Origin of the sequence: Micromonospora sp. NPDC050200, assembly GCF_040656135.1 — a bacterium.
GTDB lineage: Bacteria > Actinomycetota > Actinomycetes > Mycobacteriales > Micromonosporaceae > Micromonospora.
In genome coordinates this window covers 52,074-73,703 of sequence record NZ_JBFALG010000032.1, presented here as the reverse complement: position 1 = coordinate 73,703, position 21,630 = coordinate 52,074, and the positions used below count along the sequence as shown (strand labels likewise).

At 73.2% G+C, this 21,630-nt stretch carries 13 protein-coding genes and 1 pseudogene; 10 read left to right on the top strand and 4 right to left on the bottom strand.

Features of this window, described 5'->3' with window-relative positions; translation table 11 throughout:
* Positions 1 to 76 precede the first annotated feature (76 nt).
* The 5 genes and pseudogenes from AB0I41_RS21535 to AB0I41_RS21515 form a co-directional block, all read left to right on the top strand.
* On the top strand, positions 77 to 829 hold the full coding sequence (locus tag AB0I41_RS21535) for an NUDIX domain-containing protein (protein WP_357110239.1): 753 nt from the start codon (positions 77 to 79) through the stop codon (positions 827 to 829).
* Positions 826 to 1,800 carry a serine/threonine protein kinase gene (locus AB0I41_RS21530; RefSeq protein ID WP_357110236.1) on the top strand — a complete coding sequence of 325 codons (975 nt, stop codon included), beginning with the start codon at positions 826 to 828 and terminating at the stop codon, positions 1,798 to 1,800. Before AB0I41_RS21535 ends, AB0I41_RS21530 begins: the two co-directional genes overlap by 4 nt.
* An 8-nt stretch (positions 1,801 to 1,808) precedes the next feature.
* Entirely contained in the window at positions 1,809 to 2,777 is a 969-nt protein-coding gene (locus AB0I41_RS21525) for a hypothetical protein (RefSeq protein ID WP_357110233.1), read from the top strand.
* Positions 2,774 to 4,066: an adenylosuccinate synthetase gene (locus AB0I41_RS21520; protein WP_357110230.1), complete on the top strand. Its 1,293-nt coding sequence runs from the start codon at positions 2,774 to 2,776 to the stop codon at positions 4,064 to 4,066. The genes AB0I41_RS21525 and AB0I41_RS21520 overlap by 4 nt, the downstream gene beginning before the upstream one ends.
* 66 nt (positions 4,067 to 4,132) lie before the next feature.
* Positions 4,133 to 4,465 (top strand): annotated as a pseudogene (locus AB0I41_RS21515) (DedA family protein); the annotation flags it as partial.
* Between the two features lie 108 nt (positions 4,466 to 4,573).
* Here AB0I41_RS21515 and AB0I41_RS21510 read toward each other — a convergent pair.
* Positions 4,574 to 5,212, bottom strand: coding sequence for a TetR/AcrR family transcriptional regulator (locus AB0I41_RS21510; protein ID WP_357110227.1), 639 nt, complete (start codon positions 5,210 to 5,212; stop codon positions 4,574 to 4,576).
* A gap of 78 nt (positions 5,213 to 5,290) precedes the next feature.
* Between AB0I41_RS21510 and AB0I41_RS21505 the strand changes: the two genes are divergently transcribed.
* From AB0I41_RS21505 to AB0I41_RS21495, 3 genes are all read left to right on the top strand, one after another.
* Positions 5,291 to 5,743, top strand: coding sequence for an SCP2 sterol-binding domain-containing protein (locus tag AB0I41_RS21505; protein WP_357110225.1), 453 nt, complete (start codon positions 5,291 to 5,293; stop codon positions 5,741 to 5,743).
* A 1-nt stretch (position 5,744) separates the two neighbouring features.
* Positions 5,745 to 6,959 carry an acyl-CoA dehydrogenase family protein gene (locus tag AB0I41_RS21500; protein WP_357110222.1) on the top strand — a complete coding sequence of 405 codons (1,215 nt, stop codon included), beginning with the start codon at positions 5,745 to 5,747 and terminating at the stop codon, positions 6,957 to 6,959.
* A gap of 166 nt (positions 6,960 to 7,125) precedes the next feature.
* Positions 7,126 to 8,691: an AMP-binding protein gene (locus tag AB0I41_RS21495; RefSeq protein ID WP_357110220.1), complete on the top strand. Its 1,566-nt coding sequence runs from the start codon at positions 7,126 to 7,128 to the stop codon at positions 8,689 to 8,691.
* 193 nt (positions 8,692 to 8,884) lie between these two features.
* On the opposite strand, the gene AB0I41_RS21490 is transcribed toward AB0I41_RS21495, so the two are convergent.
* On the bottom strand, positions 8,885 to 12,325 hold the full coding sequence (locus AB0I41_RS21490) for a S8 family serine peptidase (RefSeq protein ID WP_357110217.1): 3,441 nt from the start codon (positions 12,323 to 12,325) through the stop codon (positions 8,885 to 8,887).
* A gap of 299 nt (positions 12,326 to 12,624) precedes the next feature.
* On the opposite strand from AB0I41_RS21490, the gene AB0I41_RS21485 reads away from it, so the two are divergent.
* The gene (locus tag AB0I41_RS21485; protein WP_357110214.1) at positions 12,625 to 13,137 is read left to right on the top strand and encodes a SigE family RNA polymerase sigma factor; all 513 of its coding nucleotides are present in this window, start codon (positions 12,625 to 12,627) and stop codon (positions 13,135 to 13,137) included.
* Entirely contained in the window at positions 13,134 to 14,393 is a 1,260-nt protein-coding gene (locus AB0I41_RS21480) for a hypothetical protein (RefSeq protein ID WP_357110211.1), read from the top strand. The genes AB0I41_RS21485 and AB0I41_RS21480 overlap by 4 nt, the downstream gene beginning before the upstream one ends.
* A 92-nt stretch (positions 14,394 to 14,485) precedes the next feature.
* Here the strand turns inward: AB0I41_RS21480 and AB0I41_RS21475 are convergent, their stop codons facing one another.
* Both AB0I41_RS21475 and AB0I41_RS21470 read right to left on the bottom strand, forming a co-directional pair.
* Positions 14,486 to 19,588, bottom strand: a complete 5,103-nt coding sequence (locus AB0I41_RS21475) for a DNA repair ATPase (RefSeq protein ID WP_357110208.1) — start codon at positions 19,586 to 19,588, stop codon at positions 14,486 to 14,488.
* Positions 19,581 to 21,602 carry a flotillin family protein gene (locus AB0I41_RS21470; RefSeq protein ID WP_357110206.1) on the bottom strand — a complete coding sequence of 674 codons (2,022 nt, stop codon included), beginning with the start codon at positions 21,600 to 21,602 and terminating at the stop codon, positions 19,581 to 19,583. The genes AB0I41_RS21475 and AB0I41_RS21470 overlap by 8 nt, the downstream gene beginning before the upstream one ends.
* Between the last annotated feature and the right edge of the window lie 28 nt (positions 21,603 to 21,630).

Here is a 21,630-nt window from a genome sequence, read left to right as displayed (position 1 = left end):
GCGAGGGGTTGGCTTTCGCTCTTTCGTGCGCTAGGTTGTTCTCACATTGAGTTGTTCTCGAAGTGAGAGAGACGCCGTGAACGAGCAGGACTTCCTCGCCGCGTACGACCCCTCGGCCTACCCCTCGATCGCCGTCACCGTTGACGTGGTCGCGCTGACCATCCGCGAGGGCGAGCTGCACCTGCTGCTGATCCGTCGGGGTCAACCGCCCTACGAGGGCCACTGGGCGCTGCCCGGCGGGTTCGTCCGCCCCGACGAGGACCTGGCCGCCGGCGCGCGCCGGGAGCTGGCCGAGGAGACCGGGCTCGGCGGCGAGCGGCTGCGCCGGGTCCACCTGGAGCAGCTCGCCAGCTACGGCGCCGTCGACCGCGACCCGCGGATGCGCGTCGTCTCCGTCGCCCACCTCGCGTTCGCGCCCGACCTGCCCGACCCGGCCGCCGGCACCGACGCCGACGAGGCGATCTGGCTGCCGGTGACCGCGCTCACCAGCCGGCAGCTCGCCTTCGACCACGGCCGGATCATCGACGACGGGCTGGAGCGGGCCCGGTCCAAGCTGGAGTACACCCCGCTGGCCACCCGCTTCCTCGACGGCGAATTCACCATCAGCGAGCTGCGCGCCGTCTACGAGACGGTGTGGGGCCACCCGCTGCACGCCGGCAACTTCCACCGCAAGGTGCTCTCCGTGCCGGGCTTCGTGGAGAGCACCGGCGCCAGCACCGAGCGCGGCGGCGCCCGGGGCGGGCCCCGCGCCAAGCTCTACCGGGCCGGCGACGCCCGGCTGCTGCACCCGGCGCTGCTGCGCCCCGCCCGGGAGGAGACGGTCCGGTGAGGACCGACGAGGCGATCCGGCTGGTCGCGGCGGCCCGCACCGACGAGGAGCTGTTCGGCACGGCCGAGCCGGCCCGCAGCTACCGGGAGCTGGTCGCGGCCCTGCACCCCGACCGGCTGGCCGCGGCCGACGAGCGGGTACGCGCCGAGGCCGCCGACGCGCTGGTCCGGGTCACCACCCGGTGGCGGGCCCGGCGCGGGTACCCGCTCGGGGACTACACGCTCACCCGGCTCGCCCACACCGGCGACCTCGCCGACCTGTACGACGTCGGCGCGGACCGCCTGCTCAAACTGCCCCGCAACCCCGCCGACAACGACCTCATGGTCCGGGAGGCGCGGGCCCTGCGGCTGATCGCCGAGCACGGCGACCCGCGCTACCTGCCGTACGTGCCCCGGCTGGTCGACTCGCTTCCCGCCCGGGATCCCGCCACCGGAGTGGAGCGGCTGGTCAACGTGCTGGCCACCGCGCCCGGCCTGCGCAGCCTCGACGAGGTACGCCGGGCGTACCCGGACGGGCTGGACGCCCGCGACGTGGCCTGGATGTGGCGACGGCTGCTGGTCGCGCTCGGCCTGGCCCACCGGGCCGGCGTGGTGCACGGCGCGGTGCTGCCCCGGCACGTGCTGATCGAGCCCGACGCGCACGGCGTGGTGCTCGTCGACTGGTGCTTCTCCGTGGTCGACGGCGGCGCCGTCCCGGCGCTGGTGCCGGGCCACGAGGAGTGGTATCCGCCGGAGGTCGTCGCGAAGCGTCCCTGCGGCCCGGGCACCGACCTCGCGATGGCCACCCGCTGCATGACCCACCTGATGGGCGACCGGGCGCCGCGTGCGCTGCGCGACTTCGCCGCCGGCTCCCTCCGCCCTGCCCTGAACGCCCGGCCCGACGACGCCTGGCGGCTGCTGGGCGAGCTGGACCAGGTGCTGGACCGGCTGTACGGGCCGCGCACCTTCCGACCCTTCACCCTCACCCGTTAGGAGCTGTCATGGGCAGTGGAATCTGGTCCACCGACGTGTACGACGCCGCGGACCGCTACCGCCGGGCCACCGGCGCCAGCGCGTTCTCCTACAGCGACAGCGGGGCGCGCACCGTGCACCCCGCGCTCGACCCGCGCGGCGCGGTACGGGAGAGCCGCGACTCCGACGAGCACCCGCAGTCGACGGCCGTCGCGGTGCTCTTCGACGTGACCGGCTCGATGGGGCACGTGCCGCGCGTGCTCCAGACCAAGCTGCCGAAGCTGCTCGGCCTGCTGCTGCGCCAGGGCTACGCCCGCGACCCGCAGATCATGTTCGGCGCGATCGGCGACGCCACCTGTGACCGGGTGCCGTTGCAGGTCGGGCAGTTCGAATCGGACAACCGGATGGACGACGACCTCGGCCGGATCGTGCTGGAAGGGGGCGGCGGCGGGCAGATGACCGAGTCGTACGAGCTGGCGATGTACTTCATGGCCCGGCACACGGTCACCGACTGCTGGGACAAGCGGGGCCGGCGCGGCTACCTCTTCATCATCGGCGACGAGCTGGCCTACCCCCGGGTGAAGGCCCGCGAGGTGGCCCGCCTGATCGGCGACGACCTGCGCGAGGACGTCGGGCTGCGGCAGATCGTCGACGAGGTGACCCGCCGCTGGGACACCTACTACCTGCTCCCCGCCGGCAGCCACCACTCCGGCAACGCCAACGTGCTCGACCACTGGCGGGGCCTGCTCGGGCAGAACGCCGTCGAGCTGGACGACCTGGACGCCGTCTGCGAGACCATCGCGCTGACGATCGGGCTCGGCGAGCAGGCCATCGACCTGGACGAGGGCCTGCGGGACCTGGACCGGGCCGACTCGGCGGCCACCGGCACGGTGTCGAAGGCGCTGGCCCGGCTGGGCGGCGGGCGGCGGACCGCACTCACGACTCCGGCCGGGCTTCCCGCGAGCCGGGGCCAGGCTGGCGGGGTCACCCGGCTGTGAACCACGTGATGGTGGTCGACCTCGGCTACGGCGACGCCGGCAAGGGCACCGTCGTGGACTGGCTCTGCGCGACCCGGCCCGTCCACACGGTGGTCCGTTTCAACGGGGGCGCGCAGGCGGCGCACAACGTCGTGCTGCGCGACGGACGACACCACACGTACGCGCAGTTCGGCGCCGGGACGTTCCGCCCCGGGGTCCGTACGCACCTGTCGCGGCACGTGGTGGTGGACCCGCTGGCGCTGGCCGCCGAGGCCGACCACCTCACGTCGGTGGGGGTGCCCGACGCGCTCGACCGGCTGACGGTCGACGGGGAGGCGCTGCTGGCCACGCCCTACCACCGGGCCGCCAACCGGGCCCGGGAGGTCGCCCGCGGAGCCGACCGGCACGGCTCCTGCGGGCTGGGGGTGGGCGAGGCGGTCGGTTACGGCCTCGCCCACCCCGACGACGCGCCGCGGGTGGCCGACTGCCGCACCCCGGCCCTGCTCCGCCGCCGGCTGGCCACACTGCGGGACCGGCTCACCGCCGAGCTGGGCCCGCTGGACGCGCCGCCGGTCAAGGACTGCCTGCCCGCGTTCACCGGGTTCGCCGACCGGGTCGCGATCGTCGACCGGGGCTGGCTGGCCGGGGCGCTGCGGGCGGGGACCTGCGTCTTCGAGGGGGCGCAAGGGGTGCTCCTCGACGAGTGGCACGGCTTCCACCCGTACACCACGTGGAGCACGACGACCTTCGCCAACGCCGAGGCGCTGCTGGCCGAGGCGGGCCTGGCCGGGCAGGCGCGGCGGCTGGGCGTACTGCGGGTGGTGACCACCCGGCACGGCCCGGGGCCGCTGGTGACCGAGGACCGGGCGCTGCAGCTGACCGACCCGCGCAACCCGACCAACCCGTGGCAGGGACGGTTCCGGTTCGGGCACTTCGACGCGGTTGCCCACCGGTACGCCCTCGCGGCGGCCGGCGGCGTCGACGGCCTCGCGCTGACCCACCTCGACCTCGCCGGCCCCCGGCTGCGGATCTGCCGCCGCTACCGGGACACCGACCGGCTCACGCCGGGCCCGGCCGGCGACCTGGACCGGCAGGCCGCGCTCACCGCCCGCCTGCTGCGAGCCACACCCGAGTACGACGACCCGCCACCGGACTGGGTGGCGGCGGTACGGCAGGAGCTGGCCGCCCCGGTGGTGCTCAGCTCGCGCGGCCCCACGGCCGAGGACAAGACCCCGCACGGCTGGCTCAACGGTGGACCGGTCCGGCCCCGCCGCGCGGCGCAGCGGTTCCCCGCACGCACGGGCGCCTGATCCGGCGACTCGGCCTCCGGCCGGTGGTCCAGCACCCAGCATGAGGGCATGCAGCCGTGCTCCGGCTCTGAGTGGGCCCGCCGGGCCGTCGACCGGCGCGGCGGGATGATCCTGACGACCTCCCGGTACGTTCCCGGCGGTCGCACCGCGGTCACCCTGACGATGGGCGCGGTCCGCTACCCGCTGCGCTGCTTCCTGCTCTTCGACACGGTGGCCGCCGGCACCTGGGCGATCTACTGCGGCCTGCTCGGCTACTTCGGGGGTCTGGCCTTCGAACGCGACCCGGTCATGGGCCTGCTGGCCGGTGTCGGCCTGTCCCTCGCGGTCACCGGTCTGATGGAGGCGGGACGCTGGCTCCGCCGCCGCGCCCGTCGCCGCGCCGCCATGCACCGCTCTTGATCGCTGCGGCTGATCGGGATGCGGCATCCGACACGACCGGCCGCCGACGGTGCCGGAAACCGTCAGCGGATCATGGGCCCGCGCCACGGGCGGGGTGGATCCGGGCGGTCAGGTCGCGGGCGGGCGCCAGGTGGCGCCGTGCAGGAGCTGGCCCGCCCCGAGCCAGGCGACGTTCATCATCCGGGTGGCGGTCTTCTCCGGGTCGGCCTCGGGGTGGTCGGCCAGCCAGTCCGCGAGGGACTCGGTCGCGCCGACCAGGGCGTACGCGACCACCTCCAGCTCGGTCTCGCCCACCTCGCGCCCCTCGGCGCGCAGCGCGTGGTCGAGCATCCCGGCGACCACCTCGACCAGCCGGGCGCGCATCGCGGCCAGTTCCCCGGCGAACGGCTGCGAGCCCCGGGCCTGCCGGTAGAGCACCGCCCAGCCGTCCCGGTGCGCCCCGACGAAGCCGAAGAAGGCGCGCAGCCCGCGCCAGAGCCGCTCGTCGGCGGGCAGGTCAGGGGCGGCGGCCCCGGCGATCGCCTCCATCATCCGGGTGCCCTCGCGGTGCAGGCAGGCGACGAAGAGCTCCTCCTTGGTGCCGAGGTAGGCGTAGACCATCGGCTTGGAGATGCCGGCGTCCTCGGCGATCTCGTCCATGCTGGCGGCGTGGAAGCCGCGCCGGGAGAAGACCTTGACCGCCGCGTCGAGCATCTGCTGCTCGCGTACGGCCCGGGGGAGGCGCTTGGAGGTGGGTGTGCTGGACACTCTTGCGAGCATACCTACTCGTGCGTAAGGTTACGGCCGAGTAACCAAAGTCGGCCCGCCCCGAGAGGTGCATTCCCCATGACTGACTTCGACCCGGCCAACTTCACCAACGTCGGCCCGAAGGAATTCGCGCAGCTGGTCAAGTCCACCCCCGACGACAGGATCGCCGAGGTGATGGCCGGCGACCTGCGCGGCAAGGTCCTCGGCGAGGTCTTCGGCCGGATGCCGTCGCTGTTCCGCGCCGACCGGGCCGGCTCCACCAACGCGGTCATCCACTGGAACATCACCGGCCGGCCCGATGGCGGCACCGACACCTACGAGGTCGCCATCGCCGACGGCGCCTGCACCGTCAACGAGACCCCGCAGCACGACCCGAAGCTCAGCCTCACCATGGGCCCGGTCGAGTTCCTGAAGATCGTCTCCGGTGGCGCCAACCCGGTGATGATGTTCATGACCGGCAAGCTCAAGGCCAAGGGTGATCTGGGCCTGGCCGCCAACATCGCCAACCTCTTCGACATCCCCAAGGCCTGACATGGCCGAATTCTCGCTCGACCTGAACGAGGAACAGCGGGACCTACGCGACTGGGTGCACGGCTTCGCGGCCGAGGTCGTGCGCCCGGCCGCGGCCGAATGGGACGCCCGGGAGGAGACTCCCTGGCCGGTCATCCAGGAAGCGGCAAAGGTCGGGCTGTACGGCTTCGAGTTCCTCGCCACCTGCTGGGCCGACCCCACCGGCCTCTCCCTGCCGATCGCCAGCGAGGAACTCTTCTGGGGTGACGCCGGCATCGGCCTGAGCATCTTCGGCACCTCCCTCGCGGTCGCCGCCATCTACGGCGCCGGCACCCCCGACCAGATGGTCGAATGGGTGCCGCAGTGCTTCGGCGACGTCGACCAGCCGGCCGTCGCCGCGTTCTGCACCAGCGAACCGGAGGCCGGCTCCGACGTCGGCGCGATGCGGACCCGGGCCGTCTACGACGAGGCCACCGACGAGTGGGTGCTGCGCGGGCAGAAGGCGTACGCCACCAACGGCGGGATCGCCGGGGTGCACGTGGTCACCGCCTCGGTCGACCCGGAGCTGGGCTCGCGCGGGCAGGCGGCGTTCGTCGTACCGCCGGGGACCGCCGGGCTCAGCGCGACCCGCAAGCTGCGCAAACTGGGCCTGCGTGCGTCGCACACCGCCGACGTCTTCCTCGACGACGTACGCGTGCCCGGGCGCTGCCTGCTCGGCGACCGGGACGCCCTTACGGAACGGCTCGACCGGGCCCGATCCGGGCAGCGCGCCTCGGGGCAGGCCGCGATGCGCACCTTCGAGCTGTCCCGACCCACCGTCGGCGCGCAGGCGCTCGGCGTGGCCCGGGCCGCCTACGAGTACGCCCTGGACTACGCCAGGGACCGGGTCCAGTTCGGACGGCCGATCATCGCCAACCAGGCGGTCGCGTTCGCGCTGGCCGACATGAAGATGGAGATCGACGCCGCCCGGCTGCTGGTCTGGCGGGCCTCCTGGATGGGCCGCAACAACCGCCCCTTCACCGCCGGCGAGGGCTCGATGTCCAAGCTCAAGGCGGGCGAGGTGGCCGTCGCGGTCACCGAGAAGGCGGTGCAGCTGCTCGGCGGGGCCGGCTTCCTGCGCGACCACCCGGTCGAGCGGTGGTACCGGGACGCCAAGATCTACACCATCTTCGAGGGCACCTCGGAGATCCAGCGGCTGGTCATCTCCCGCGCGATCTCCGGCATGCAGATCCGCTGACCGTCACCCTCGGTGGCGGCGCCCACCACACCGGGGTGTCCACCAGGTGGCCGCGGCTCGCACCGGTTGGGCTCCGGGAAGCATCCGATGCATGATCGGAAGGTGACGACCCGGTGACGGGCCCCCACGGGGGCCCGTCAGCGCACCCCTCGAAGGAGGCCGCCACATGGACCTGCCGTTCGTCGTGGCCACGCTGACCCGACGCGGGCTGCTCACCCCGGGCCGGCCGATCCGGGTCGCCTCCCAGCTCGGGGCGCTGCGCAAGTGGGGCTGGAGTCTCGCCGGCGAGCTGCGCCAGGCCGCCGCCCGGGACCCGGACCGGATCGCCGTCCTCGACGAACAGGGCGGCGAACTGACCTACCAGGAGCTGCTCGACCGGGCCGAGCGGCTGGCCCGGGCGATGCGTACCGGGCTCGGCGTACAGGCCGGCGACCGGGTCGGGGTGCTCTGCCGCAACCACCACGGGCTGATCGAGGCGGTCGTCGCCGCCACCCTGCTCGGCGCGGACGCGGTGCTGGTCAACAGCGGCCTCGCCGCCGCACAGCTGACCACCGTCGCCGAGGAACAGCGGCTGCGGGTGCTGGTGCACGACGACGAGTTCGCCGACCGGCTCCTCGGCCTGCCCGCCGAGGTGCACCGGGTGGACGAACGCGGCCACGAGGAGCTGATCGCCGGCGCGCTCCCCGGCGACCAGCTGCAACCGCCCGAGCGCGACGGCCGGACGATCGTGCTCACCTCCGGCACCACCGGCACGCCGAAGGGCGCGCGCCGCCCCACACCCAACGGCTTCGGCCCGCTGGCGTCCATCATCGACCGCATCCCGCTGCACGCCCGGGACACCGTGCTGATCGCCGCGCCGCTCTTCCACACCTGGGGGTACGCCGCCCTCCAGGTCGCCTTCGCACTGCGCGCCACGATCGTGCTGCACCGCCGGTTCGAGCCGACCGCCACGCTGGCCGCGCTCGTGGCGCACCAGTGCCAGGCGCTCTTCGCCGTACCCGTGATGGTGCAGCGACTGCTCGACGTGCCGCCGCCGGAGCCACGGCCGCCGCTGAAGGTCGTCGCGGTCAGCGGCTCGGCGCTGCCCGGCGGGCTGGCGCCACGGTTCATGGACGTCTACGGCGACGTGGTCCACAACCTGTACGGCTCGACGGAGGTCTCCTGGGCCTCCATCGCCGGCCCCGCCGACCTGCGCGCGGCCCCCACCACCGCCGGCCGGCCGCCGCACGGCACCCGGCTGGAGATCCTGGACGCCGACGGCGAGCCGGTGCCCGACGGGCGGGTCGGGCGGATCTTCGTGGGCAACGAGATGCTATTCGAGGGCTACACCTCCGGGGCGCGGCGGGAGACCCACGACGGGCTGCTCGACACCGGCGACCTCGGCCGGATCAACGCCGAGGGGCTGCTCTTCGTCGACGGCCGCGCCGACGACATGATCGTCTCGGGCGGGGAGAACGTCTTCCCGTCCGAGGTGGAGGAACTGCTGTCCCGCCTGCCCCAGGTCCGCGAGGCCGCCGTGATCGGCGTACCCGACCCGGAGCACGGACAGCGGCTCGCCGCCTTCCTCTGCCTGCACCCCGGCGAGGTGCTCGACCCCGAGGCGGTCCGCGAGTACGTCCGGCACTACCTGGCCCGGTTCTCCGTGCCCCGAGACGTGATCTTCGTGAAGTACCTGCCGCGCAACGCCACCGGCAAGGTGCTCAGCCGGGAACTGCGCCGCTACTACGGCTGACCAGGGGGCAGCCGACCCGCCGTCCCGGGTAGCCGGGGGAGTCTCCCCGATGCTCCCGGCCGGCACCGGGCGGCAGGCTCGACGCCATGAAGATCATGAATCGCCGGCACCAGCAGGTCACCCCGGCGGGGCCTTGACCCGGCCGCCCCGGTGCGGCCGTACCGCACCGGGGCACCGGGGCACCGGTCGATCGTCAGCCGGCCCGGTAGGCCCGGATGATCGTCTGGTCGATCTCGCTGCCGCCGTCGGCGGTCACCTTGACCCGCAGCGACACCGCCTGCCCGCTGGCCGGCTTCGGCAGCGTGGCGGTGAAGTCGCCGTCGTCGCCGGCCCGTACGCTCACCGGCCGCCAGGTGGTGCCGTCGTCGGTGGAGGTCCACAGCTCGAATCCGGTGACCCGCTGCTTCGTCACGCCGTGCGCCTGGTGCACGGTGAAGCCCGCCGCGCCCCCGGTCGGGTGGTTGGCGGTGTCCAGCGGCAGCGCGTAGTCGACCGACAGCAGCGGCACCGGGACGCTGCTGAGGTCGGACGGCCCGGTGGACCGGAAGGTCCAGACGGTGCTCACCTTGGTCGACATGGGCATCAGCGCGCTGGCGTCCAGGTCGTAGCTGAGCCGGTAGTCACCCGCCTGCTGCGGGATGGTGAAGTCGCCGGACGACCCGGTGTGGTCGCCGACCAGGCGCCCGTCGCGGTGCAGGGTCAGCTTCCGCTTCGCCAGCTCCGCGAACTGGTCGTACAAGCCGAGGCAGTCAACGCGTTGGTGCTGGTCGGCCAGGTCGACCAACTCGACGTGCAGATTGCCCCGGGTGCGGCGGATCGGTGCCGGCGTGCAGCTGCTGATCGATGCCGCCGGGTCGTCGTACCAGTCCGGGCGGAGCGGTTGCCGCACCCAGGTCTTGCTGTGCCGGCTGCCCGGTGCGTACCGCTGCGGCGCCTCCTGCGTCACCGTGTCAGAGTCGTCGTTCGGGCCTAAGTAGAACGCTTCATCCTGGTAAAGGAAGCCCGGCGAGAGGTAGTCGACCCGGTTGGTCGGGACGTTCTCGGTGTAGGCGTCGAGGGCGTTCAGGCCATCGGCGGTCCAGCCGTACCGCTTGTGGCCGGTGGTCGAGCCCGGCTTGTCCAGCCGATGGAAACGCTGGTCGATCCGGGCAAACGTGGCCAGCTCGCTCGCGGTCACCTGGTGCGACAGGTCGGCGGGAATGCCGCTGGGCAGCGCCCGGATCACCTCGTAGACGAACGGGCTGGGCTGCTCACCGGGCGCCTGCAGGCTGACGGTCGTGTACGCCTCGAACCTGCCGACCGTCGGCTCGGCCATCGGCACCGCGTACACGCCCCAGTCGCGGGCCTCGGCACCCCAGGCGAACGCAGAGTCCTGGCTGACCAGGGTCCCGTCCGGCGCGTACTGCTGGTAGGTGATGCCCACCTGTTCGGCCTCGGTCGACACCCCGTCGACGCTCGCCCGCAGTTGCCCGGCCCGCCCGGCGTCGGCCACCAACGCGATGTCGCGGTTGACCAGCACATCCGGGTCGCCGACCAGGACGGCCCGGCGGCTCGCCCAGGTGTCCAAGTCGATCTCCATCTGGTAGCCCGCGACGGTGTACCGGCCGACCGGCACCCGTACGGTCGCCGGTTCGCCCGGCGCCACGTTGGTGAACTTGGCGAAGATCGCCGGGTCGTCGAGGTTCACCACCCGTACCCCGCCGAACTGGTCGACCCCCGGCGGCGCGTCGGGCAGCGTCGTCGCGCTCAGGGTCAGGTCGTAGCTCGGCGGTTCCACGTAGAAGGCGACCGGGGTGGCGGCCACGAACCCGCCGACGGCGCGGGCGGTGACGACCGCGGTGTACAGCCCCGGCTTCGCGGCGAGCCGGGCCCGGTCGATCCGCAGGGTGATCCGCCCGGTGCCCTGCGGGGTGACCGTCAGCCAGCTCGCCGACAGCGTCCCGGCGGCGGCCGGCGCGGCCGTGCCGTCGTGGTGCCGGACGGTCAGGCCCAGCTCCAGGCTCAGCGCTCGCGACTCGGTGTTGCGCCAGGCCAGCGGCGTCGACGCGGTGCCGGACTGTGGATAGTCGAAGGTGCCGAGGTTGACCAGGTCCTGCCCGGCGACCACTCCGGTCAGCGCCCGCGCGGCGTTCAGCCGTCCGGCGCCGACCGCGTAGCTGTCCGCGCCGGGCAGCGGGTCGGCCGCACCGACCAGGGCAGCCTTGAGCTGGTCGGCCCGCCAGTCCGGGTGCCGTTGCGCGAGCAGCGCCGCGGCCCCGGCGACGTGCGGAGCCGCCATCGAGGTACCCGAGGCGATCGTGTACCGGGCATCGAGCGCGTCGCCCAGCAGGGTGCCCGCGGCCCGCGCGGCCACGATGCCCACGCCCGGAGCCACCAGTTCCGGCTTGGCCGCACGGGTGTTGACCAGTGGCCCCCGGCTGGACCAGTAGGCCAGCGTGTCGCTGCGGTCCACCGCGCCGACAGTGAGGGCCCTGCTCGCCGCGGCGGGCCCGGTGATCAAGCCGATGCGGCCGTCGTTGCCGGCGGCCACGACGAAGAGCGTGCCGTGCTGCCGGGTCAACTCGTCGACGGTGAGGGACAACGGGTCGCTGCCGTCGCTCGGCTCGTCACTGCCCAAGCTCAGGTTCACCACGTCCGCGCGCGCTGCCGCCCATTCCATCCCGGCAATGACCTGGGACTCGGTGCCAAAGCCGTAGTCGTCGAGGACCTTGCCGACCAGGAGCTTCGCGCCGGGAGCGACACCACGCCGCTCACCGCCAGCCGCCGCGCCGGTGCCGGCGATCGTCGCCGCGACATGCGTGCCGTGCCCCATGCGGTCCACGGCGTCCCCACCCGGCGTGCCGAAGTCGGCCCGTTCCACCACCTGGCCCACCAGGTCCGGATGGGTGAAGTCGGCGCCGGTGTCCAGCACGGCCACCCGGGCACCCGCCCCGGTGAACCCGGCCTGCCACGCCGTCGGGGCGGCGATCTGGGTCAGGTTGCCGTCCAGGCCACCGGTTGCCGACTCGCGGCGGGCTGGCGTCCCGGCCGCCTCGGTCATCGGTGCCTTGCTCAGCGGCGGGGCCGCGACCGGTGCGGGCACCCCGGTCGCGCGAACCCGCCGGTCCAGCCACACCCGGGGGCCGGCCTGCGCGGCCCGCGCGGCGTGCTGCCCCGCGGTCCGTGACCGCACGGTACGGATGAGCGCCGCTCCGCTCTGCTTCGGCTGCCGCCCGGCCACTGCGGCGATGGCCGGTAGTGCCCGACGCCGGCCCAGACCGGCGGCCAGTGGATCCGCAGCGAGTGCCGCCGCCGTCGGCGCCCCGGCGTCGCCCGGCCGCACGATCAGCGGCAGCTCCCGGCTGTGCGCGTCGTCGTAGCCGTTGAGGATCAGCGCCGTCACGTCGAACAGCGACTCGTCCAGCACCGAACCGAGCAGCCCGGCGACCTCCGCGGGCACGACCCGCAGGTGGCCGTCCGGCCCGCAACCGCGGTACTGCACCCCGTTCGGCTTCGCCGGCCGTACGGTGACCGCCGGGCAGGCCGAGCCCCGCCCGGAGACGGTCACCACGTCACCGGTCAACAACGTCAGGGTGTACGTCTTGCCGGCCGGTAGCACCGGCCCGTCCCGCTCGGCGCCGGTCTGCTGCCGCATCGACGGCTGCCTCGACGGCTGCGTCGACGGCTGCGTCGGGGGCTGGGCCACCACGCTGCCACCACCGATACCGAGGCTCAACGCGGCCGCGCCCGCGACCACCCCGACCTGTCTCGAGAACCTGCGTCTACGTCCTGTCAGCATCGCTTCCTCCGCACTCCTCGATGGAGACTCCGGATAGGAGACGGGATCCGCGCCAGATCGGTTGTCGGACCAAGTGGGCGAGAGCCCCTCGTAGGCTCGTACAACCGTTTCCGACCTACCGCCGTCTGTAGGGGGGAACTGACGGAGGTAACCGGATGCCCGACGCATCGGAACAGGAATACGTCGAGTACCTCAGCGCGCGGCTGCCGATGCTGCACCGGCTGGCGTATTCGCTGTGCGGAAACATCGACCAGGCCGACGACCTGGTGCAGGAGACGGCGGTCCGGCTCTTCGAGCGCTGGTCCCGGGCGTCGCGGGCCGACCAGATCGACGCGTACGTCAGGACGATCCTGGTGCGGCTCTTCCTCGACGGCCGCCGAAAGGGCTGGTGGCGGATCCGGCTCTTCGGCGCGCCGCCGGACGTGCGCCGTACGGAGGACCACGGCGTGGAGGACCGGACTGTGCTGCGCGACGCCCTGGCGAAGGTGGCCTCGCGTCAGCGGGCCGTCCTGGTCCTGCGGTTTCTGCACGACCTGCCGGTGGACGAGGTGGCCCGCACCCTGGGTTGCTCGGCCGGCACGGTGAAGAGCCAGACCTCGCACGGTCTCGCCGCAATGCGCCGACTGCTCGGCGACCGGGAGTTGATGGAGAGAGGAGCGGTGCGATGACAACCGATGAGGAAGACTTCGCCGGACTGTTGCGGCATCTCGACGACGGCCCCGACCGGCCGTCCCGGGTGGACCTGTCCACGGCGATACGCGAGGCGCGCCGTCGTCGGCGCAACCGCCGGACGCTCACCGCCTCGGTCGCCGGGGTGGCGGCGGTGGCGGCGGTGGCGGTCGTGCCGCTGGCCGTACGGGCCGACCGGCCGGTCGAGCAGGGGCAGCCGATGGCGGGGGCGTCGGCCAGCGCCAGCCTTCCGCCGCCGTCGGCCGGGCCTACCACCTGCACGGCCGAGTTGCTGCCCATCCCCGGGGGGATCCGCAAGAGCGCGGTCACCGGCGGCGACCCGACCGGCCGGTATCTGCTCGGCCGCTCGTACCCGAGCAGCGGCTTCTCGTACCCGGTGATCATCTGGGACGACGGCCAGGCCCGCGAGGTGCGGCTGCCCGGCTCCGACCAGCAGTTGGTCGATGTCAACCCGTCCGGCGTCGCCGTCGGTGTGGCGGTCGTCGGCGACCGGCCGCAGCCGTACGTGGTGCGGTCGGGCAAGGCCACCCGGCTGCCGGGGGCGACGGCTGGCGAGGCCACGGCGATCAGTGACGACGGCCGGATCGTCGGGGCCCGGCAGGACGGCGACCGGCGGCTGCCGGTGCTGTGGTCCGACTCGGACAAGCCGGCCGTCGACCTGCCGCTGCCCGGCCCGAAGTGGCAAGGGACCGCCATCGGCGTCGACTCCGACGGCACGGTCGTCGGCAAGATCCAGAACGGCCCCCAGGGGGCGCCACGGGCGGTCGTCTGGCGGTCCGGCGAAAAGCCCGAGCTGCTGCCGCTGCCATCGGTCACCGGCGGTACGGCGACCGAATTCGCGCCCAAGTCGTTCCAGGGCGGGTGGATCACCGGAATGGCGTACCGGCGCGGGGGCGACCGGTCCATACACGCGGTCCGCTACCACCTGGACCGCGGCGAGTACGCGCCGTTGCCGGCCAAGCTCTATCCGTCCGCCGGCAACGGTCGAGGATGGATGGTCGGCCTGCTTCAGGTTCACCCCCCGACCGCCGGGCAGCAGCGCGACGACATCGACTCCGGACTGTTGACCGACGACGGGCTGGTGCGACTGCCCGACCTCGACGGGCGCACCGGCCGGTACGGTGCGGACGCGGTGAGCATCAGCGATGACGGGCAGGTGATCGGTGGCCACCTCGACACGAAGCCCGGCCGGCAGACCATCGACATGCGCGCGGTCCGCTGGCGCTGCCACTGACGGTGCTCCGGCGCCCGGGTGACACCCGGGCGCCGGGCTCGCGGCGGCGCTGCGGGGGTTGCCCGTACCCGGGAGATTCCCCCGCCGCGGCGTCAGGCCCGGTCGACGGCGCGGCCGATCGCCGCCTCCACCCCGCCGACCCGGTCGGCCAACAGGCCGAGCACGCCCACCGCCCGGTCGACCGGGTCGTCGGAAGCGCCACCGAGCGCCCGGGCCCGGAGGTAGCCCGCCTTGACCTCGGCCCACCGGCGGGCCTGCTCAGGGGTGAGCCGGCCGCGCAGCTCGGCCAGCTTCAGCAGGTTGGCCTCGGCGCCCGCGGCCAGGGTCTGCGCCTCGCCGAGGTAGTGGTCGTCGATGACCGCCTCCAACTCCTCGTCGGTGAGCACCGGGACGATCCGCTCGGCCAGCTTGTTCATGTTCCGGTACGACCCCTGGAGCTGGAACGGCGGCTCGATGCGGGAGGCGTCGGACTGCGCCGCCGAGGCGATGTACGCCTGGTTGTTGGTCAGCACGACCTGCTGCACGCGCAGCAGTTTGCGCAGCACCGAGACGATCTGCTCCAGCTCGATCGGCGAGTACGGGTGGGAGAGCTGGTCGGCCCGGACCGAGTCGTCGCCCCGGGCAATGCGGACCAGCAGCTCGACGTCGCCCGGGTCCCGGCCGGAGAGCGGCGCCAGCACCTGGTTCGAGGTGAGCGCGTTCTCGATGTAGCTGAGCGCGAACACCTCCTCCCGCCCGGAGAGCACGTCACCGAGGTTCCACACGTCGGCCCGGTTGGCGAGCATGTCCGGCACCCGGAACCGCTGCCCCGACTCGGTGTACGGGTTGCCGGCCATGCATACCGCGAACCGCTTTCCCCGCAGGTCGTACGTGCGGGTCCGGCCGTCCCACACACCCTCCATCCGGCGCTGCCCGTCGCAGAGCGAGATGAACTTCTGCAGCAGCTCCGGGGAGGTGTGCTGGATGTCGTCGAGGTAGAGCAGCACGTTGTTGCCCAGCTCAAGGGCGAAGGAGATCTTCTCCACCTCCTGTCGGGCGGTGGCGTCAGGTGCGTCCGCCGGGTCGAGCGAGGTGACCGCCGAGCCCAGGGCCGGCCCGTTGACCTTGACGAAGACCAGGCCGAGCCGGCTGGCCACGTACTCCATCAGGGTGGTCTTCCCGTAGCCGGGCGGGGAGATCAACAGCAGCAGGCCCATCTGGTCGACCCGCTTGGCGTCGCCGGTCGCGCCGAGCTGGCGGGCCAGGTTGTCGCCGATCAGCGGCAGGTACACCTCGTCGAGCAGCCGGTTGCGGACGAAGGCGCTCAGCACCCTCGGCCGGTACTCCTCCAGCCGCAGCCGGTCCCGTTCGGCGGCCACCAGGGCGTTGCGCCGCCGCTGGTAGTCCCGGTACGCGGGCACCAGCTCGGTGCGGAAGCGGCGGGTGCGGGCCAGCGTCTCGTCCAGCCGCAGCGCGATCCCCGCCCCGGCGATCCGGGGGTGCGCGCCGAGCAGCCCGCCGACGGTCTCCGACATCGCCGCCGTCGCCTCGTGCCGGGGAAGGCCGGTGCCGCACAGCTCCACCGCGACCGCCTCCGGCAGGTCGTACCCGGCCAGCGTCCCGTCGTCGGTGGCGACGAACGCGGTCAGCCACGCCTCGACGAGCTGATGACGGCTGGTCAGGTCGCCGTCGAGCGCCCGCAGGTCGGCGTCGAACTCCCGCGCCGACGGCGACTGCGGGCCACCGAGAGCGCGGCGGAACCGGTCGAGCATCGCCCGGGCCCCGGCGCCGGTGACGAACCCGGCGGGCGGTCGGGACAGCTCCTCGAACAGGTACTCGCCGGCCAGGCCGGCCTCCCTGGCCGGCCCGGTCAGCCCGACGCCGGTCAGGAAGCGGCCCACCTCGGCGGTCAGCTCGGCGTGCAGCCGGTCGATCGCGTCACCGTCGGACTCTGCTGGCTGGCCGACGGAGTCCGGCGACGGCACCGGCCGGCGGTCCGGGCGGCCGAACCGGACCCGGGCCCGGGCCAGCGAGGCGGCGCGGGCGGTCCAGCCCGCGCGGGCCGCCTCGTCGGCGCCGAACCGCCAGAACAGCTGCGCGGCGGCCCGGGCGGCCGGCGGATAGCGGAGCAGGCCGGCCCCGGCGTGCAGGCGCAGCAACGCCCGGAGGATCTCGGTGGCGTCGTGGTCGTGCACGCCACGCTCGTAACCCTCGTCGTAGCGGGCCTCGGCGAACCGGCGGACCAGATCGCGCAGGTCACCGGCGTCGGCCGCCGCCGCCCGCAGCCCGTCCAGGGTCAGCCCGTCCCGACCCGCCTCGCCGGCGGCCAGGATCGACGTGGCCAGGTACTCCGCCCGGTAGACCTGCGGCGACTCGGAGACCAGCAACTGGTCCCAGAACCGGCGGGTGCGCGCGAACTCCTCGTCCCGGACCGGGGCGCGGTAGTCAGTGCCGGTCACCGCGACCGCCATCGACCCGTCGTGCGGCACCACCGTGACGTCGATCGGCTGGGTGTTCACCGCGAACCGGTGCCGGCCGAGCCGGATCGTCTCGCCGCCGTCGGCGTACAGGTCGAGGCGGTCACGCAGGCCGCGGCCGGCCTCCTGGCGCGCGGCCCGGACCCGGCCGTCCAGCTCCTCGGCCCGCACCGGGTCGCCGAGGGTACGCAGCTCGTCGACGACCGCGCGCAGCTTGCCCACCATCGGGTCGGCCGCGAAGTACGTGTTGATCGCGTCCAGCGAGTCCAGCGTGCCGACCCGGCGGTGCACACCGGCCAGGACGCGGTCCGCCGACGACACCAGCCGGTCGGCCCGCCGGGCCCGCTCGTCGAGCAGCGCCTGCTTGCGGGAGGAGAACGCCTCGTAGATCTCGGTCCGCCGGTTGCCCAGCTCGGTGAGGAAGTCGTCGAACTCCCCGAACCGGGACTCCAGGTCCTCCACCCGCAGCAGCAGCCGGCCGAGCTGCTCGTCGCAGCGCTCGGCGGTGTCCGCCGCCGCCAGCGCCCCGGTCACCGCCTGCCCGAGCAGCGCGAACTCGGCCGCGAAGCCGGCCCGCCCCTCCACCTCCAGCAGCTCCCGGCGGCGCTTGTCCAGCACCGCCCGGGCCCGGTTGACCCCGCCGAGCACCTCGCCGACCCGGGCCAGGATCCCGGTGCGGACCGTCGCGTCGGCGATGTCCAGCCCGCCGACCACGTCGGTGATGGTCTGCAACCCCTCGGCGCGTTCGGCCAGCTCGTTCCGGACCGCGCCGGCCTCGGCCACCGTGCCGATCCCGGCTCCCTGCCCGCCGAGCCGGTCCACCTCGCGCTGGTAGCCGGTGAACGCGTCGTCCCGGCGCAGGAAGTCCACCGCCCGCCGGCCCGCGGCCGTCAGCTCCTCGTCGAGCCGCGCCGCCAGCTCGTCGACCCGGTCCTGGTCGACGTACCGGAGCTCGCGCAGGGTCTCCAGGTGACCGCGCGCCTGGCGCAGCCCGGCGAGCTGCCTCACCCAGTCGTCGGCGGTCAGCGGCGCCTCACCGCGGGCCCGGCGGGCCAGCGAGGCGATCCGCTCGGCGCTCTCGTCCAGCGCGGTGCGCGCCTGCTCGGTGAGGGCACGGACGTTCTCATACTCATCGAGGACCGCGACGGCGGTGCGTCGCAGCTCGCCCACCGGGGCGAGCAGGTCACCGAGGTCGCCGTCGCCGAGCCAGTGGTAGTGGTCGACGATGCGGGCGCAGGCGGCGATCAACGCCTCGTAGACCCCGGCCGTCGGGGCGGTGCCGTCGACCGTCCGGGCCACCGACAGGCAGTCGGAGATGCCGCGGACCAGGTCGGCGTTGCCCACTCGTTCCAGCGGGCCGGTGCCCGCCGGCTGCGCCGCCGCGTACGCGTCGGAGACGAACGGCGTCTGCCAGATCTGCATCGGGTGGACCCGGGTCGGCTCCTCCGAGGTCGCCCGGAACACCACCAGCGTGCCGTCGTCGAAGAGGGAGAAGCCGTGGCACGGGATCGGCGTCGCCACCTCCTTGCGGATGGCGTTGTAGGGCAGCAGCAGCGACCGGCCCTCCGCGCGGGCGTGGAAGACGTAGAGGACGTCCTCCCCGTTCGGGGAACGGACCACCCGCTCGAACTCCAGCCCGGACACGTCGGTGTCGAAGGTGCGGGTGACCCCGGTGGCCAGGTGGTAGCCGCCGGGGAAGATGATCCCGTGGTCCTCGGGCAGCCGCTGGCAGGCCGGGCCGATGCCGTCGAGCCGGACGGCCTCCCGGGTCAGCGTGTTGAAGACCAGGTGCCGCCACTCGGTCTCCTTGTACGGCCGCAGCCGCAGCAGGATCAGCGGACCGACCCGGGCCCAGCTCACGTCCGCGTCGGCGAGGCTCTGCAACGGCTCGTCCACCGGCTCGTCGTAGATGCCCTCGCCGACCTCGGTGTTGTTCTCCAGCTTGACGGTCAGGGTGCCGCCGACCGTCTCCACGAAGACCTCGTCGGCGATGGAGATGTGCGGGTGCCGGCCGAGGACGTGGTCCTCCCGGGTCGTCTCGATCCACTCGAAGTCGTGCGAGGGCGGGAAGACGTGGTCCCGCTCGCCCCGGTTGTCGACGTACCCGACCTCACCGCCGGAGTCGATGCGCCACCGCAGCACCCGGATGTCGTCGGTGCGCGGGCCGGTCTGGAACACCGCCAGCAGCCGCCCGTCGAGCCGGCGCAGCTGCAGCAGCCGGGTCTGCCGGTAGTAGCGGTACAGCTCGCCGAAGTCGCGCTGGAACTGGGGGTCGCGCAGCAGGCCGGGCATCTCGTCCGGGCCGACCCGGTCGAACCGGAAGGTGTCACCGCCCTGGCTGCCGGTGGTGTCGTCGCCCGCACTGCCAGCGGTGTCGTCGGCGCGTCCCCGCACGAAGTGGTGCAGCGAGAAGACGTCGTCGACCGTCGTCTCCGGCTTGAGGCCGATGAAGACGTTGTAGCCGAAGAGCATCAACCCGCCCACCGACACGATGTCCCGGGGGACGCAGTTGTGCTCCGTACGGATCCGCTCGGTGCTGAGCAGCCGCAGCTCGGTGCTGCCGAAGACCTCCAGCCGCCGGGCGTTGAGCCGCTCCGCCCGCCGGGTCAGCTCGGCGGCCTGTCTGACGAGCCGGTTGCGCAGCACCTCGTAGCTGCCCGCGTCCAGTCCGCCTCCGCCCGGAGCCGCCGCGCCGCCCGCGGCGGGCCCCGTGCTCCCGTCGGTCACCGGCTCACTCACCGGCACGCTGCCGCGGGCCGGCCAGTGCCCCGACCGGAGTCTCCGCCACGCCGAGACGCTGCGCGGCCTTCAGCAGCTCCTGGAGCTTGCCCGCGTCGGCGCCGCCGGCCCGCATCTGCTGAAGCAGAAAGGCGGAGAGGGTCAGGTTCTGCACGTCACCGGTGTTCACCGAGGCGAGCATCCGGGTCAGGTCGTCGGTGAAGCTGGCGGTGCCGTCCAGCCACGGCTGGGCGAGGCCACGGGCCACGTCGGAGTGCGCGACGAAGCCGTCCACGCTCTTGCCGAACGAGATCGAGCTGAGCAGCCGGTCGAAGAAGACGCTGTCCCCACCGACGATGTCGATGTTCGCCTTCTCCAGGCCGGTGGAGACGAGCTTCGCCTGCGCCTCGGCGACCTGCCGCTGGGCGTCGAGGCTGGCGAGGCGTACCTCCTTCTCCAGCTCCAACCGCAGCCGGTACTCCTCGTGCTCACGGGTGGCGTCGTCCAGCGCGGCCATCGCCGCGGCCTTGTCGGTGAGGCCCTCGGCCTCGCCCTTCAGCTTCTCGCGGACCGCCTCCGCGGCCAGCAGGGCCTTGTCGCGCTCGACGGCGACCTCCGCGCGGCCGACCTTCTCGATCGCCTCGGCGCCGCGCTCGCGGACCTGCACCTCGGCCAGGCCGGCTGCCGCCGCCTCCGCCTGGAGGCCCTCGGCCAGTCGGATCTTGGCGCGGGTGTCCAGCTCAGCGGCCTGCTGCCGGGCCTCGGCGAGGACCAACTCCTCACGGGCCCTGAACTTGGCCGCCGCCTCGGCCGCCTCCGCCGCCTTGATGTCCTTGACCAGGCTCTCCTGCGCCTCGGCCTCGGCCTGGATGACCACCGCCTGGCGGGTACGCTCGGCCTCCTCGACCACCCGCAGGCGCTTGATGTTCTCCTCCTGCTCGGCCACGGTCTTCTCCACCGCGATCCGCTCCCGGACGACCTCGGCGATGGCCCGCTTCTCCGCCTCGACCTCCTTGTCCTTGGCGATCGTGCTGAGCTCGGTCTCCCGCTGCCGGCCGATGACCTCCAGCAGGCGGTCCTTCTCGATCCGCTCGGTCTCGATCGCGATGACCCGCTCGCGGTTCTTCTCCGCGACCGCGATCTCCCGGGCCCGGTTCTCCTGCTGGATGCCCAACTGCTCGTCGGTGCGGATGTTCGCCGTCTCCGCCCGCAGCCGCTCCTCCGCCCGGACCCGGGTGATCTCGGCCTCCTCGCGGGCCCGCACCGTCTCGATCTCGCGCCGCTGCTTGGCCTCGGCGTCGGCCTCCCGCCGCTCCAGCTCCAGGATCGCCTCCCGGGCGTCGACGTTCTGCCGGGTGATCTCCTTCTCCTCGCTGCGCTGGAACTCGTTGGTGCGCACGTGCTCGATCGCGGTCAGCTCGGTGATCTTCCGGATGCCCTGCGCGTCGAGGATGTTCTTGGCGTCCAGCTGGGACAGCGGAGTCTGCTCCAGGAAGTCGATCGCCGCGTCCTCCAGGCTGTAGCCGTTGAGGTCGGTGCCGATCACTCGGATGATCTGGTCGCGGAACTCGTCACGCTTGGTGTAGAGGTCGACGAAGTCGAGCTGCTTGCCGACCGTCTTCAGCGCCTCGGAGAACTTGGCGTTGAACAACTCCTGGAGGGTCTCCCGGTCGCTGGCCCGGGCGGTGCCGATGGCCTGGGCCACCTTGATGACGTCCTCGACGGTCTTGTTGACCCGGACGAAGAAGGTGATCCGAATGTCGGCCCGGATGTTGTCCCGGCAGATGAGACCCTCGTTGCCGGTCCGCTCGATGTCGATGGTCTTGACCGAGATGTCCATGATCTCGGCCTTGTGCAGCACGGGCAGCACGACCGCCCCGGTGAAGGTGACGTCGACCCGCCGGACCTTGGACACGATCAACGCCTTGCCCTGCTCCACCTTGCGGAACAGCCGGCTGACGAGCATGACCACGCCGAGGGCGACGAGGAGCAGGACGGCGAGCAGGACGCCGATCCCGGTGGTGATGACATCCATGGCTGAGCGCGCGGGGCCGGTCCGTGTG